Genomic DNA, 14,324 nt, shown 5'->3' on the forward strand with positions numbered 1-14,324 from the left:
TTAGTATTTTTAAAAATTAGATAATTGATATTCATCCCTAACTTAGTATAAGTAAGCATGGTACCCACCATTTTCCCGCTAAAGTGCATAAGTAAATTTCCTACATTTTAAGTTATGCTAACGTTTTACTAAAATGTCAAATCGTGATATAATGAAAGCGATTAAAGCAAATAAACAAAGGAGACACTCTATGACTTACCAAGAAAATTATCAAAAATGGGTCGATTTTGCTGACCTTCCAGACTACCTTCGTCAAGATTTGGAAAATATGGACGAAAAAACAAAGGAAGATGCCTTCTATACAAATCTTGAATTTGGTACTGCAGGTATGCGTGGTTTGATCGGTGCTGGTACAAACCGTATCAATATCTATGTTGTTCGTCAAGCAACTGAGGGTTTGGCTCGTTTGATTGAGTCAAAAGGTGGAAATGAAAAAGAACGTGGTGTGGCGATTGCCTATGATAGCCGTCACTTCTCACCTGAGTTTGCCTTTGAATCTGCGGCAGTTCTTGCTAAACACGGTATCAAATCTTACGTATTTGAAAGCCTCCGTCCAACTCCAGAACTCTCATTCGCTGTTCGTCACCTCAACTGTTTCGCAGGTATCATGATTACTGCCAGTCACAATCCTGCTCCATTTAACGGTTACAAGGTTTACGGAGAAGACGGTGGACAAATGCCTCCACATGATGCAGATGCTTTGACAACTTACATTCGTGCAATCGAAAATCCATTCGCTGTGGAAGTTGCTGATGTCGAAGCTGAAAAAGCTTCTGGCTTGATTGAAGTAATTGGCGAAGCTGTCGATGTTGAATATCTTAAAGAAGTTAAGGACGTAAACATCAACCCAACATTGATTGAAGAATTCGGTAAAGACATGAAGATTGTCTACACACCACTTCATGGTACGGGTGAAATGTTGGCTCGTCGTGCTCTTGCTCAAGCAGGATTTGACTCTGTTCAGGTTGTTGAAGCACAAGCAACTGCAGACCCTGATTTCTCTACTGTAAAATCTCCAAACCCAGAAAGCCAAGCAGCCTTTGCCCTTGCTGAAGAACTTGGTCGTCAAGTTGGTGCAGATGTGCTTGTTGCAACTGACCCTGACGCTGACCGTGTTGGTGTTGAAGTTCTTCAAAAAGATGGTAGCTACCTCAACCTTTCAGGTAACCAAATCGGCGCTATCATGGCTAAATACATCTTGGAAGCCCACAAAAATGCTGGAACTCTTCCTGAAAATGCAGCCCTCTGCAAATCCATCGTATCAACTGACTTGGTAACGAAGATTGCTGAAAGCTACGGCGCAACCATGTTCAACGTTTTGACAGGTTTCAAATTTATCGCTGAAAAAATTCAAGAATTTGAAGAAAAACACAATCACACTTACATGATGGGATTTGAAGAAAGCTTCGGTTACTTGATTAAGCCATTCGTACGTGATAAAGATGCTATCCAAGCCGTTCTTGTCGTTGCTGAGCTTGCTGCCTACTACCGTTCACGTGGTTTGACACTTGCTGACGGTATCAAAGAAATCTATAAAGAATACGGCTACTACGCAGAAAAGACTATCTCTGTTACCCTTTCTGGTGTTGATGGTGCTGAACAAATCAAAGCGACTATGGCTAAATTTCGCAACAATGCTCCAAAAGAATGGAACGCAACAGCTATCACTGTCGTAGAAGACTTCAAGGCACAAACTGCTACTGCTGCTGACGGAACTGTTACAAACTTGACAACTCCTCCAAGTGATGTTTTGAAATATACACTTGCTGACGGTTCATGGATTGCAGTTCGCCCTTCAGGTACTGAACCAAAAATCAAGTTCTACATTGCCGTTGTAGGTGAAAGCAACGAAGAATCACAAGCTAAAATCGCTAACATCGAAGCGGAAATCAATGTGTTTGTAAAATAAGAAATTATAAAAGATGAGACCAACCAATCTCATCTTTTTTTCGTATCAAATCTAAGCATTTTTGGAAACTTTATGGCATACTAGACTTATCAATGAAAGCGAGGTAATCTCATGGAACAATTTTTAGAAAACATTAAAGATCTTGAAGTTACAACTGTTGCGCGTGCCCAAGAAGCACTTGATAAGAAAGAAACTGCAACTTTCTTTATCGGCCGCAAAACTTGCCCTTACTGCCGTAAATTTGCAGGCACATTGGCAGGTGTCGTAGCTGAAACCAAAGCTCACATCTACTTCATCAACAGTGAAGAACCAAGCCAACTCAATGAATTGCAAGAATTCCGCTCACGTTATGGAATCCCAACCGTACCAGGATTTGTTCACATTTTAGATGGCCAAATCAATGTCCGTTGCGACTCTTCTATGTCCGCACAAGAAATCAAGGACTTTGCTGGATTGTAAAAAAACCACTCATCGAGTGGTTTTTGTATAGTCTAAATTACTTTTTTTCAAGCAAGTCTTGTATTATTCTATGCAGTTCTTCTATCTTCTCAGATTGTTTCTCTAGTAATAATCTTTGAGTTATTAATTCGTCTTGGAGTTTATCAAGCTTTATCTGATCATCTGGATTATCCTTTACAAAAAAGTTTGTCAAGGAACTCGTTAACATTCCTATTGTGCCAATACCAACAAGCATTAGTAAAACAGCTAACCACTTCCCAAAAATCGACGCAGGAATAATATCACCATAACCAACAGTTGTTACTGTAACAATAGCCCACCAAAGACTATCTGAGAAAGCCTTCTCCTCTACAACTGAGAAGATTGAGCTTCCAACAAATACAATAAATACATTGACATATAAGATATAAAGCAAGCCATTCGTTCGTAGTAATCTACTAGCTTTTCTTTCTAATTTTCCACTTAAGCCAATTATTCTTAATAACCTTGTAAGTTTAACTAATTTTGTTAATTTTGCTAAACGAAAAATACGTCCCAAACGGAAAACTGTAAAAATAGCATTTGATGGAAGGATTGCCAATAAATCAAAAATATTATCAATAATGAAACGAAATTTTTCTTTACTAGTAAAGAAACGCCATAGATAGTCTACTATAAACACTATCCAAATCATTAAATCAATAATATTGTAAGGCGGATTATGCAAATCTATAACATCCATAAATCCAAAAATAACTAGCACCACAGATATCAATGCTAATAATAATATGATTGTGTCATAGTAATCTGAAAATGTCCAAGTCTTCTTCAATTTATATTTCTCCATTATAATCGCTTATGAATTTATTATAGCATAAATTTAAAACTACGATTCATTAAAAATGAACACCACTTGGTGTTCATTTTTATATATCCGTTAAAGGTGTTGCAGTGTCTGGAGACGTATCGTAAACTTGAAAATCCACTCCTACTCCTAGATCTGCTTGAGCTAACTGATTGACCATGGTCATGTGGGCTAGTTCTTTAATATTGTTCTCTTTGGATAAATGCCCAAGATAGATTCTCTTAGTCCGATTTCCCATTGCACGAATCATGGCCTCAGCACCATCCTCGTTAGAAAGGTGACCGAGATCCGATAGAATTCGCTGTTTGAGTCGCCAAGCATAAGATCCTGCTCGCAAAATCTCTACATCGTGGTTGGACTCTATGAGATAACCGTCCGCATTTTCGACTATTCCAGCCATACGGTCACTTACATAGCCTGTATCGGTCAACACGACAAAACTCTTGTCGTCTTTCATAAATCGGTAAAACTGGGGTGCTGCCGCATCATGGCTAACACCAAAACTCTCAATATCGATATCGCCAAAGGTTTTGGTTTTACCCATTTCAAAGATATGCTTTTGCGAAGAATCAACCTTGCCAAGATACTTGCTATTTTCCATAGCCTGCCAAGTCTTTTCATTGGCGTAAAGATCCATGCCATATTTACGAGCCAAGACACCGACCCCATGAATATGGTCTGAATGCTCATGCGTAATCAGAATCGCATCCAAATCTTCAGGTTTGCGATTGATTTCAGCTAGCAGGCTGGTAATTTTCTTACCAGACAAGCCCGCATCTACTAGGATTTTCTTTTTTGGGGTTTCCAGGTAAAAGGAATTCCCACTAGAACCTGATGCTAAAATACTGTATTTAAAGCCTTTTTCACTCATTCTGGTCTTCTATTTCGTCCTCCCATATTTCTTCTTTTACGGCATCCTTATCATAAGGGAGCACTATTGTAAAGGTTGAGCCCTTACCGTATTCACTTTTGGCCCATATAAAGCCATTGTGTTGTTTGATGATTTCTTTTGCGATAGCCAGACCTAGACCGGTTCCACCTTGAGCCCGACTTCTTGCACGATCCACACGGTAGAAGCGGTCAAAAATCTTAGGCAAATCTTGCTTTGGAATACCTAGACCTTGGTCTTTGATGGATAAAATCATCTGGTCATCAGTAGTTTTCATGCTGACAGTGATTTTCCCACCATCTGGTGAGTACTTAATGGCATTGTTAAGAATATTATCAATCACCTGAGTCATCTTATCGGTATCAATCTCGATCCAAACTGAATTAATAGGGTAATCTCTGACAAGCTCATATTTTTTCTCGTCATCCTGGCTTCTCATCTTATCAAAGCGGTTGAGAATAAAGGTGATGAATGCTGTAAAATTAATCAATTCCACATCTAACTGAGTGGTCGCATTATCAATACGAGAGAGATGCAAGAGATCTGTCACCATCCGCATCATACGGTTGGTTTCATCGAGTGAAACCTTGATAAAATCAGGAGCAACAGGATCATACAGAGCTCCCTCGTCCAAGGCTTCAAGATAAGATTTAACACTGGTCAAAGGAGTTCGCAACTCGTGACTCACGTTCGAAACAAAGAGTCTTCGCTCACGCTCTTCCTTCTCCTGCTCGGTCGTATCATGTAAAACGGCAACCAAACCAGAGATGAAACCTGACTCACGACGAACCAGAGCAAAACGTACACGAAGGCTCAGGTATTCCCCATTCACATCCTGGGAGTCAATCGTCAACTCAGGAATCTGTGTAATTAGATCACGCAGCTCATACTCATCTTCTATCTTAAGCAATTCAAGGATGCTTTTATTCAGAACATCTTCTTTCTGCACACCGAGCTGTTTCTTGGCCATATCGTTGATCATAGTAATCTGGCCACGACGATTGGTCGCAAGAACGCCATCTGTCATGTAAGAAAGAATACTGTTCAATCGTTTACTCTCTTGTTCCAGATTTTCTTGGGTCAAACGAATAACTTCTGACAAATCGTTCAGATTATTGGTGATATTGGTGATTTCTGTACTTCCTTGCAAGTCCAAAACTTGAGAATAATCACCTGCAATCAAGTCCTTAACCTTTTGATTTATCTCCTTCAGACGGATATTATCCCGACGATTTTCCAGTAACAGCAAGGTCACCACCAGGATAAAGCCCAGTAAAATCAAGATAAAGATAAAATCGCTGGTCAAGATAGTTTGTCTAATATCTTCAATCATTATTTCTCATATAGTATCCAACACCACGACGTGTGAGAATGTACTCTGGACGGCTTGGTGTGTCTTCGATCTTTTCACGCAAGCGTCTAATGGTCACGTCCACAGTACGAACATCACCAAAATAGTCATAACCCCATACAGTCTCAAGCAAGTGTTCACGTGTAATCACTTGTCCAATATGAGATGCCAAGTGATACAAGAGTTCAAACTCACGGTGGGTCAAATCTAATTCCTCACCATATTTCTTAGCCACGTAAGCATCTGGAACGATTTCCAAATCACCAATTTGTAAAGGCTGCGTCTTCTTCTCATCGGACTCTTGGCTATCCACAGAAACCAGGTCTGTACGACGAAGGAGAGCCTTAACACGTGCTTGCAACTCACGGTTTGAGAAAGGTTTTGTAACATAATCGTCTGCACCTAACTCTAAACCAATAACCTTGTCAAGCTCGCTATCCTTAGCTGATAGCATGATAATCGGCACGCTACTAGTCTTACGAATAGCTTTAGCAACTTCTAAACCATCAATTTCAGGTAGCATCAAGTCGAGGATAATAATATCCGGTTGCTCAGCTTCAAATAGCTCGATTGCCTCACGACCATTGAAGGCTGTAACGACTTCATAACCTTCCTTGGCCATATTAAACTTAATAATATCTGAGATTGGTTTCTCATCATCTACAATTAATATTTTTTTCATTTTATCACCTTTTCTCTATCTATTATAACAAAAAAATGCAAAGAAGGCACAAATGGCTACTGTAGGCCTTCATCTTCAAGAGTTGTTTTATAAGCCTGCCAAATCTTTTGTTGAGGTTTAGCAAGTGGATAATCAGAAAACTCCTGAGGAGTAACCCAACGAACTTCTCTGTCAGAAAACTGTTTTGTTTCCGTCACTTGACCTGCTAGGATTTGAATATGCCATTTCCGATGACTAAATACATGCTTGACCTGGTCAAATACTTGATGGGACCAATTCACTTTTAAATCATAATCCTGCTCAAAGTTTTCTTGAGGGCTTGGTCCAAATGCTCTGCTTTCCTCTTTGACTTGTGAAAAGAGATCTAGCTGATCGTCATCACTTGAGAAATCATCAACTTCGATCAAGGGGAAATGCCAAAAACCAGCTAGTAGTTTCTCGCTTTCATTTTTTTCAAGTAGATATTGACCATGGTCGTTGCGTACAACCAAAGCCTTGAGATAAATTGGGAGAGGTTTTTTCTTGGGTTCTTTAATCGGATATACATCCATAGTTCCGTTCTGATAGGCTGCGCTAAAGTCCTTAACAGGACTTTCTTCTGGTCGAGGGTTAACCGGAGCCTCTATGTCAGAACCTAAATCCATCAGAGCTTGGTTAAAATCACCTGGTCGTTTCGGGTCAATCAAGATTTCCATCATAGCTCGGAAAATCTTTTGATTGCTGGGAACTCCGATATCATGATTAACCTCAAACAAGCGTGCCAAAACTCGCATGACATTGCCATCGACCGCTGGCTCAGGCAAATTAAAAGCGATACTGGAAATAGCTCCCGCAGTATAAGGGCCAATCCCTTTCAGGCGAGATATTCCTTCATAGGTGTTTGGAAATTGACCACCAAAGTCAGCCATAATCTGCTGGGCTGCAGTCTGCATATTGCGTACTCGAGAATAATAACCCAATCCCTCCCAAGCCTTCAACAGACGCTCTTCAGGGGCATTCGCCAGACTTTCAATAGTTGGAAACCAGTCCAAGAATCGTTCGTAGTATGGAATAACTGTATCCACTCTGGTCTGCTGGAGCATGATTTCAGATACCCAGATGTTATAAGGATTTTTACTTCTCCGCCAAGGTAAATCTCGCTTGTTTTCATCATACCAGTTGAGGAGTTTCTCTCGAAAAGAAATAATCTTCTCCTCTGGCCACATGACGATACCGTATTCTTTCAAATCTAACATATATCTAGTATAACATAGAAGCTTCTAACTGTCCTTTTCTCAGTACTAAAAAGCCTCTTCCCATGGGAAAGAGGACTAAATCTTATTGATGAACTGCTTGAGCTGCTGTGATAAGGGTCAACTTGTACACATCATCTGCATTACATCCACGAGAAAGGTCGTTAACAGGTTTGTTCAAACCTTGTAAAACAGGTCCGACAGCCGCAAAACCACCAAGGCGCTCGGCCATCTTGTAACCGATATTTCCGGCTTCGATACCTGGGAAGATAAAGACATTTGCTTGACCAGCTACGTTACTTCCTGGAGCTTTTAGAGCTGCAGTTTCAGGAACAAAGGCAGCGTCAAATTGCAATTCACCATCAATCTCAAGGTCAGGGCGCAAGTCGTGAGCAATTTTAGTTGCTTCTACGACCTTATCAACACTTTCACCAAATCCTGAACCTTTAGTAGAATAGCTTAGCATTGCAATTTTAGGTTCAATACCAAACATCTTAGCTGTGATTGCTGAATTGATCGCAATTTCAGCCAAGGCTTCTGCATCTGGATTGATGTTAATGGCACAGTCACCAAATAGGTAACGTTCCGTACCACGTACCATGAGGAAGGCACCTGAAGTACGAGTTACATTTGGACGAGTTTTGATGATTTGAAGGGCTGGGCGAACTGTTGAGGCAGTTGAGTGAATCGCACCAGATACCATACCGTCAACCAAGCCCAAGTAGACTAGCATCACACCAAAGTAATTGACGTCTTCAACCAAAACTTTGCGCGCTTCTTCTTCAGTCATTTTGCCCTTACGACGCTCTACTAAAGCAGCAACCATTTCTTCAAATCGAGGATAGTGTTGAGGGTCAATGACTTCATAACCATCCATGATCCCTTCGATTTCGAGATAAATTTTAATTTTTTCAGGGTTTCCAAGCAAAACAGGGATTACTTCTGTTTCTTTTACCAAGCGTTTTGTTGCTTGAAGAATACGTGGCTCTTCTCCTTCAGGGAGAACGATACGAGCATTTTTGCCAACCAGGTTGGCTTTGAGACTTTCAAAAACTTCCATGAGTTTTCTCCTTTAAGAAAATAAATTATACTCCAAATAGTTTTTAAAGAGTATTAGTTGATAACTGAGTAATAAGATTGCTGAAATCATCCGGTAAGGGGCTTTCTAATTGCAAATCTCGCTCTAGAAAAGGATGATAAAAAGATAAATAATGACAATGCAAGGCCTGACGCTGAATGCCGTCATCCAGACTACCTCCATAGAGATCATCTCCCAACAAAGGAAAACCGATGTGAGAAAAATGCACTCGTATCTGATGAGTTCGTCCAGTATGCAGGCGAATATCGACTAGGTGAATATTTCCATAAGACGCTACAACTTTGTAAGACGTATGAGCGTATTTCCCACCTTTGGCAACCCGTCTCGTGATAATAGAGTCCACATCACGCGCAATTGGTGCGATAATCTCCCCTTCTGGATCCAAATATCCATCTCCTTTAACTAAAGCAAAGTAGCGTTTTTCGATAGACTTTCGTTGCAGTTGCTTGTCTAAACGTGCATGAGCGTAGCCGTGCTTGGCAAAGAGCATCAAACCAGATGTATCTCTATCAAGCCTAGTCACGATGTGAACTTGCTGGTTTTCATATTCTTGCTTAACATAGTAGCCCTTGATAAAATTGGCAATGGTATTGGAATGATTAACACTGGGGATGGAAGCTACTCCATAAGGCTTATTCAAAACCAGAAAATGGTCATCCTCATAGATAATATCCAGTGGACGCTCAATTGCTTCAAGACTCTCAAACCCTTCTTCTGAAGGGATATCAATAGTCACCCTGTCTCCAATATCTAAGAGATAAGTCGCATTTTGAGGTTGGTCATTGACCAGAATAGCCCCACCTCGAAACTTAATCTTAGCCAAAAGTCCCTTGGAAACCTCATGTTTCTTGAGGAAAGTTTTGACTTTGACGTGCTCATCTGCGATAAATTCGAACCTCATTCATCCACCTCGCCAATGAAGGCATCTTTGACACGATTCCAGAAACTAGTGTGGCTTGGAGTCGCTACGAAGTGAATCTTGTGATGATCGATTTGATACTCAATCCGTTCGATATTACGGAATGAATAGACGCTGTTATCGACTGATATCGTGTGATAATCATTGCGTGTCGGCAAAAGTTCAATCTTATCTTTTTTGGGAATAATGATCGATGATCCCAAAGTGCGATAGACTCGGTTGTTAAGACTCGCTATCTCCGTCAACTGCAAGGCTTCAATGGTAGGATGCAAGACAGCTCCACCCAAGGACTTGCTGTAGGCAGTACTTCCCGTCGGCGTTGAAACAGTCACTCCATCTCCACGAAATCGCTCGAACGGAACGTGGTTAATGATGATATCCGCAACCATGGTGCGATCTGATCGACGGATGCTGGCTTCATTTAAGGCCCGGAAGATTTTCACTTCTCCATTTTCAAGCGTTACCTTAACATTCAAGACTGGATAAGAAACTTTGGCACCAGTATCGAGTAGGAGATTGGTCACCAATTGATCCAACTCAAAATCACGATAATCTGTGTAAAATCCCAAATGCCCTGTATGAACACCTACAAATCGAACCTTGTCTAACTGATTCTCATACTTGTGAAAGGCAGACAAAAGCATCCCGTCGCCACCAATAGAAATGACGATGTCGGGATTGGTATCGTTCAGTATAAAATGTTGTTTCTTGAGTTTTTCCCTCAGCTCATGCAAAACCTTCTGACTTTGCGGCTTTCTATTTGCTATGAGGTCAACTCGTTTACCTGTATTCTTCATCTGTATCGTCACTATTTCCTACACCGTCATTTAATTTTCTGCTCAATGGATCAAAGAGAGCCTGCGCTTCCTGAATATCGTCACGAATCTTACCCATTTCTTCATCTAGCTGATGAGCTATTTTCGCTGTAATTTCCAATCTTGTCCTGATTTCTTCTGGAAAATCGCCCTGGTATTTATAATTGAGCGAGTGTTCAATCGTAGCCCAGAAATTCATGGCTAACGTCCGTATTTGAATTTCCGCCAAAATCGTCTTAGCTCCGTTGATCGTATCAACCGTGTACTCGACAACCACGTGATAAGAACGATAGCCCGAAGCCTTACGATGAGTGATATAGTCTCGTTCCTGAACGACTCTCATATCTTGGCGTTTACGTAGAATCTCAACTACTTCTTTAACGTCATCAACGAACTGAACCATGACACGTAAACCCGCAATGTCTTGCAGATCATGTTCCAGACTTGCATATGTAATTCCTCGACGAGCCATTTTTTCTTTGATACTTTCAATCGGTTTGACACGACCCGTTACAAACTCAATCGGAGAATGCTTGTTTTGCTTACGATACTGTTTGCGAATTCCCCGAAGTTTAATCTTCAATTCACCAACAGCCTGAATGTAAGGATCTAAAAATTCTTCCCATTCTATGGTCATACTCTCTCCCTTGTAATGTTTGATTGCTCTGTCGAAAATCTTTGATTTTTTCAGTACATTCGTATACAATAAATACATTGTCCATTATACCATAAATCGCTTTCAAAGATATAGAAAAGGTTGAAAAAATGAAACATTTAGAAATAGAATTGAAAACACTTCTGAAAAAAGAGGAATATGATCATCTAAAAAAAAAGTTTTCCCATATCCAACCCGTTCTTCAGAAGAACTACTACATTGACACGCCAGATTTCCAATTGCGTGAAAAGAAGGTTGCCATGCGCATTCGCACCTTTTCAGATTGGGCGGAATTGACCTTGAAAGTGCCTCAAACTGTAGGAAATATGGAATACAACCAGAAACTAACTCTTCCAGAAGCTGAATCATACCTAGAAAAACAAAAACTACCTCAAGGGCTCGTTCTAGAGAAGCTCTCTAAGATTGGCATCGAAAGCCATGACTGGTTTGTTCTAGGCTGTCTTTCCACTCTACGTTATGAAATGAAAACTGAAATTGGCTTAATGGCCTTAGATGAAAGTCGATACTTTGACCAGACGGACTATGAACTCGAGCTTGAAGTCACCGACCATGAAAAAGGGAAAGAAGATTTTCAGAGATTTTTAGATGAAAAACAGATTACTTATCAGAAAGCTCCATCAAAATTAATTCGTTTTATTAAAAGCATTAAAAAAAGCTGAAATAATCTCCTTTTTTTGGTAAAATAGAAAAGATAAAAATAAAAGAATCTGGCTTTGAAAAACAAAACTTTCTCAAAGAAGATTCACAAAGTTTACAGAGGACGGTCTATAATGTCAGATAGAAACAACATGAAACTTTTCACCCTAAACTCTAACCATGAAATCGCTCAAAAGATTGCGGATACAGTTGGTGTGCCTCTCGGGAAATTATCCTCTCGTCAATTTTCTGACGGCGAAATCCAGGTCAACATTGAAGAAAGTGTCCGTGGTTACGATGTCTACATCATCCAGTCAACCAGCTACCCTGTTAGCAACCACTTGATGGAGTTGTTGATCATGGTTGACGCTTGTGTACGTGCAAGTGCTCATAGCATCAACGTTGTCCTTCCTTACTTTGGTTATGCGCGTCAGGATCGTATCGCTTCTTCTCGCGAACCCCTCACTGCGAAACTGGTTGCCAATATGCTTGTCAAAGCTGGTGTAAGCCGTGTTCTAACGCTGGACCTCCACGCTGTTCAGGTCCAAGGTTTCTTTGATATTCCTGTAGATAATCTTTATACTGTTCCTCTATTTGCTAAGCACTACTGTGATAAAGGACTTCTTGGCTCTGATGTTGTTGTTGTCAGTCCAAAGAACTCTGGTGTTAAACGTGCACGTAGTTTGGCTGAATACCTTGATGCTCCTATCGCTATCATTGACTACGCTCAAGACGATTCTGATCGTAACGAAGGCTATATCATTGGGGATGTTGAAGGCAAGAAGGCTATCTTGATTGACGATATCCTAAATACTGGTCGTACTTTCTCTGAAGCAGCCAAAATCGTTGAACGTGAAGGCGCAACTGAGATTTATGCAGTATCTAGTCACGGTTTATTTGTTGAAGGGGCAGCAGACCTTCTTGACGCTACAAACATCAAAGAAATCCTTGTGACAGACTCAGTAGCAACCAAAGAAAGAACTCCAGAAAATGTATGTTACATTACTGCTAGTGAATTAATCGGAGATGCTATCGTCCGCATCCATGAAAGAAAACCAGTAAGCCCACTCTTTGCTTACAACAAAAAGAAATAAGGTGATTCTTTGATTTATTTGGACAATGCTGCTACGACTCCTATGTCAGCAGTAGCTATTGCAGAAATGACCAAGGTCATGCAAGAAACTCATGGTAATCCTTCTAGTATTCATGGTCATGGTCGGCAGGCTGGCAAACTCTTACGAGAAGCTCGTCAGGACTTAGCCCACTTACTAGGAACCAAACCTCAACATATCTTTTTCACGTCTGGCGGTACAGAAAGTAACAATACAGCCATTATTGGCTATTGTCTCCGTCATCAAAATCGTGGAAAACATATTATCACGACAGCTATTGAACACCATTCTGTACTTGAGACCATCGATTATCTGGTGCAACATTTTGGTTTTGAAGCAACTATCATCCAACCAGTAAATCAAGAAATAACTGCCCAGCAAATTCAAGAAGCCTTACGTGACGATACCATTCTCGTTTCCACCATGTACGCTAATAATGAAACAGGTAGCCTCTTACCTATCGCTGAGATTGGACATATTTTAAAAGACCATCCTGTTGCTTATCATGTAGATGCTGTTCAAGCTATCGGAAAAATTCCTATCCATCCCGAGGAATTGGGAATTGATTTCCTCAGCGCTTCTGCCCATAAATTCCATGGACCAAAAGGAGTCGGATTTCTTTACGCTTCTTCCGCGGACTTTGATTCCTACCTTCACGGTGGAGACCAAGAACAAAAGAAACGGGCTGGAACAGAAAACCTCGCTGCTATTGTAGGTATGGTCGCTGCTCTCAAAGAGGATTTAAATGACCAAGTTGAGCATTACCAAAAACTAGAGGGATTAAAATCTGCTTTTCTAGATGAGATTGCAAATCTAGAATACTATCTCAACGAAAGCCAACACCAGCTTCCTTATGTTGTCAACATTGGCTTTCCTGGTCAAAAAAATGATTTGCTCTTGCTTCGGTTAGACCTTGAAGGAATTTCAATTTCTACCGGTTCAGCTTGTACTGCTGGTATTGTGCAAACCAGTCATGTGCTTAAAGCATTTTATGGACCAGATTCACATCGATTGAAAGAATCTGTCCGTATCAGTCTCTCTCCTCTTAATACTGAGGAAGAACTGAAACAACTCGCACAAACCTTAAAAAATATTATTGGAGATTAATCTAATGGCATTCGAAAAAACCATTAAACTACAAAACTGCCGCTACGACTACACACTTAGCCCTACTGTCAAAAAGTTCACACTGAAAGATAATACTTTCTTTGAAACAAAGGTTGGAAACTACGAACTGACTCGTCTACTTGAAAAAGTACCTAACAGTGGTGAAGGTTTCAAACTAAAAATCATCATCAATAAAGACCTTACAGGTGCTAAACTCAACATTACTGACAAGTCTGGCCTTCGTTTGGTTAATATCTTTAAATCAGAAGACCACCACATTCATCAGGAAAAATTCTACTTCCTCATGGACAGCCTTGTAGAACGCGGTATCTTCACTAAAGAAGAAAGATAATTGACTATGTATCGACTTACCTATCAAGATAACTATCACGTAGAACGTACACTTGAATATAAGGATTACGAAGAGCTCATGTTATCTCTATCTGGCTGTGTGACCCTACCTGATACTCTCCTAATCAGCTCCTTAACGCTGAATGATATGGTGATTTATCAAGGATTGGTTGGCGATCTCTACCGTTTTCTATCGCAAGCTCATTTTTCAGATAAAAACTAAGAAATTTCTTAGTTTTTTCT

At 40.4% G+C, this 14,324-nt stretch carries 16 protein-coding genes; 7 read left to right on the plus strand and 9 right to left on the minus strand.

The annotated features are described in order from the left end of the window. Nucleotides 1-190: 190 nt before the first annotated feature. Complete coding sequence (locus FD735_RS05500; RefSeq protein ID WP_139658683.1) at nucleotides 191-1,909, plus strand: phospho-sugar mutase; 1,719 nt, start codon at nucleotides 191-193, stop codon at nucleotides 1,907-1,909. Between the two features lie 111 nt (nucleotides 1,910-2,020). Next, a complete protein-coding gene (locus tag FD735_RS05505; RefSeq protein WP_139658684.1) occupies nucleotides 2,021-2,368 on the plus strand; it encodes a thioredoxin in 348 nt (115 codons plus the stop codon). 37 nt (nucleotides 2,369-2,405) lie between these two features. On the opposite strand, the gene FD735_RS05510 is transcribed toward FD735_RS05505, so the two are convergent. From FD735_RS05510 to FD735_RS05550, 9 genes are all read right to left on the minus strand, one after another. After that, nucleotides 2,406-3,179 carry an ion transporter gene (locus tag FD735_RS05510; protein ID WP_084943882.1) on the minus strand — a complete coding sequence of 258 codons (774 nt, stop codon included), beginning with the start codon at nucleotides 3,177-3,179 and terminating at the stop codon, nucleotides 2,406-2,408. Between the two features lie 94 nt (nucleotides 3,180-3,273). Beyond that, nucleotides 3,274-4,083 carry an MBL fold metallo-hydrolase gene (locus FD735_RS05515; protein ID WP_084943449.1) on the minus strand — a complete coding sequence of 270 codons (810 nt, stop codon included), beginning with the start codon at nucleotides 4,081-4,083 and terminating at the stop codon, nucleotides 3,274-3,276. After that, nucleotides 4,076-5,434 carry a cell wall metabolism sensor histidine kinase VicK gene (vicK, locus tag FD735_RS05520; RefSeq protein WP_139658685.1) on the minus strand — a complete coding sequence of 453 codons (1,359 nt, stop codon included), beginning with the start codon at nucleotides 5,432-5,434 and terminating at the stop codon, nucleotides 4,076-4,078. The genes FD735_RS05515 and vicK overlap by 8 nt, the downstream gene beginning before the upstream one ends. Beyond that, nucleotides 5,427-6,134 (minus strand): response regulator YycF, encoded by a 708-nt coding sequence (gene yycF, locus FD735_RS05525; RefSeq protein WP_139658686.1) that lies wholly within the window; start codon nucleotides 6,132-6,134, stop codon nucleotides 5,427-5,429. The genes vicK and yycF overlap by 8 nt, the downstream gene beginning before the upstream one ends. A gap of 56 nt (nucleotides 6,135-6,190) precedes the next feature. Then, on the minus strand, nucleotides 6,191-7,369 hold the full coding sequence (gene mutY / locus FD735_RS05530; RefSeq protein WP_139658687.1) for an A/G-specific adenine glycosylase: 1,179 nt from the start codon (nucleotides 7,367-7,369) through the stop codon (nucleotides 6,191-6,193). Between the two features lie 82 nt (nucleotides 7,370-7,451). Next, on the minus strand, nucleotides 7,452-8,426 hold the full coding sequence (gene pta / locus FD735_RS05535) for a phosphate acetyltransferase (RefSeq protein WP_033629713.1): 975 nt from the start codon (nucleotides 8,424-8,426) through the stop codon (nucleotides 7,452-7,454). A 43-nt stretch (nucleotides 8,427-8,469) separates the two neighbouring features. After that, the gene (locus FD735_RS05540) at nucleotides 8,470-9,366 is read right to left on the minus strand and encodes an RluA family pseudouridine synthase (protein ID WP_139658688.1); all 897 of its coding nucleotides are present in this window, start codon (nucleotides 9,364-9,366) and stop codon (nucleotides 8,470-8,472) included. Beyond that, nucleotides 9,363-10,181, minus strand: a complete 819-nt coding sequence (locus tag FD735_RS05545; RefSeq protein WP_139658689.1) for an NAD kinase — start codon at nucleotides 10,179-10,181, stop codon at nucleotides 9,363-9,365. Before FD735_RS05545 ends, FD735_RS05540 begins: the two co-directional genes overlap by 4 nt. Beyond that, on the minus strand, nucleotides 10,165-10,836 hold the full coding sequence (locus tag FD735_RS05550; RefSeq protein WP_000151556.1) for a GTP pyrophosphokinase family protein: 672 nt from the start codon (nucleotides 10,834-10,836) through the stop codon (nucleotides 10,165-10,167). The genes FD735_RS05545 and FD735_RS05550 overlap by 17 nt, the downstream gene beginning before the upstream one ends. 128 nt (nucleotides 10,837-10,964) lie before the next feature. On the opposite strand from FD735_RS05550, the gene FD735_RS05555 reads away from it, so the two are divergent. The 5 genes from FD735_RS05555 (at nucleotide 10,965) to FD735_RS05575 (ending at nucleotide 14,304) form a co-directional block, all read left to right on the plus strand. Continuing rightward, complete coding sequence (locus FD735_RS05555; RefSeq protein ID WP_139658690.1) at nucleotides 10,965-11,534, plus strand: CYTH domain-containing protein; 570 nt, start codon at nucleotides 10,965-10,967, stop codon at nucleotides 11,532-11,534. Nucleotides 11,535-11,645: 111 nt separating this feature from the next. Further along, nucleotides 11,646-12,605: a ribose-phosphate diphosphokinase gene (locus FD735_RS05560; protein ID WP_001283843.1), complete on the plus strand. Its 960-nt coding sequence runs from the start codon at nucleotides 11,646-11,648 to the stop codon at nucleotides 12,603-12,605. A 9-nt stretch (nucleotides 12,606-12,614) separates the two neighbouring features. Further along, on the plus strand, nucleotides 12,615-13,730 hold the full coding sequence (locus FD735_RS05565; RefSeq protein WP_139658691.1) for a cysteine desulfurase family protein: 1,116 nt from the start codon (nucleotides 12,615-12,617) through the stop codon (nucleotides 13,728-13,730). Between the two features lie 4 nt (nucleotides 13,731-13,734). Next, nucleotides 13,735-14,082 carry a DUF1831 domain-containing protein gene (locus tag FD735_RS05570; RefSeq protein ID WP_000863526.1) on the plus strand — a complete coding sequence of 116 codons (348 nt, stop codon included), beginning with the start codon at nucleotides 13,735-13,737 and terminating at the stop codon, nucleotides 14,080-14,082. 6 nt (nucleotides 14,083-14,088) lie between these two features. Next, a complete protein-coding gene (locus FD735_RS05575) occupies nucleotides 14,089-14,304 on the plus strand; it encodes a DUF4649 family protein (RefSeq protein ID WP_125389437.1) in 216 nt (71 codons plus the stop codon). Nucleotides 14,305-14,324 lie beyond the last annotated feature (20 nt).

The sequence above is a fragment of the Streptococcus sp. 1643 genome (assembly GCF_006228325.1).
In the GTDB taxonomy this organism is placed as follows: Bacteria; Bacillota; Bacilli; order Lactobacillales; family Streptococcaceae; genus Streptococcus.

Excerpts from the sequence above, each read along its gene's own strand:
- FD735_RS05500 (WP_139658683.1), top strand. The coding sequence starts at position 191 with ATGACTTACCAAGAAAATTATCAAAAATGGGTCGATTTTGCTGACCTT.
- FD735_RS05505 (WP_139658684.1), top strand. The coding sequence starts at position 2,021 with ATGGAACAATTTTTAGAAAACATTAAAGATCTTGAAGTTACAACTGTT.
- FD735_RS05515 (WP_084943449.1), bottom strand. The coding sequence starts at position 4,083 with ATGAGTGAAAAAGGCTTTAAATACAGTATTTTAGCATCAGGTTCTAGT.
- vicK (WP_139658685.1), bottom strand. The coding sequence starts at position 5,434 with ATGATTGAAGATATTAGACAAACTATCTTGACCAGCGATTTTATCTTT.
- yycF (WP_139658686.1), bottom strand. The coding sequence starts at position 6,134 with ATGAAAAAAATATTAATTGTAGATGATGAGAAACCAATCTCAGATATT.
- mutY (WP_139658687.1), bottom strand. The coding sequence starts at position 7,369 with ATGTTAGATTTGAAAGAATACGGTATCGTCATGTGGCCAGAGGAGAAG.
- pta (WP_033629713.1), bottom strand. The coding sequence starts at position 8,426 with ATGGAAGTTTTTGAAAGTCTCAAAGCCAACCTGGTTGGCAAAAATGCT.
- FD735_RS05540 (WP_139658688.1), bottom strand. The coding sequence starts at position 9,366 with ATGAGGTTCGAATTTATCGCAGATGAGCACGTCAAAGTCAAAACTTTC.
- FD735_RS05545 (WP_139658689.1), bottom strand. The coding sequence starts at position 10,181 with ATGAAGAATACAGGTAAACGAGTTGACCTCATAGCAAATAGAAAGCCG.
- FD735_RS05550 (WP_000151556.1), bottom strand. The coding sequence starts at position 10,836 with ATGACCATAGAATGGGAAGAATTTTTAGATCCTTACATTCAGGCTGTT.
- FD735_RS05555 (WP_139658690.1), top strand. The coding sequence starts at position 10,965 with ATGAAACATTTAGAAATAGAATTGAAAACACTTCTGAAAAAAGAGGAA.
- FD735_RS05560 (WP_001283843.1), top strand. The coding sequence starts at position 11,646 with ATGTCAGATAGAAACAACATGAAACTTTTCACCCTAAACTCTAACCAT.
- FD735_RS05570 (WP_000863526.1), top strand. The coding sequence starts at position 13,735 with ATGGCATTCGAAAAAACCATTAAACTACAAAACTGCCGCTACGACTAC.
- FD735_RS05575 (WP_125389437.1), top strand. The coding sequence starts at position 14,089 with ATGTATCGACTTACCTATCAAGATAACTATCACGTAGAACGTACACTT.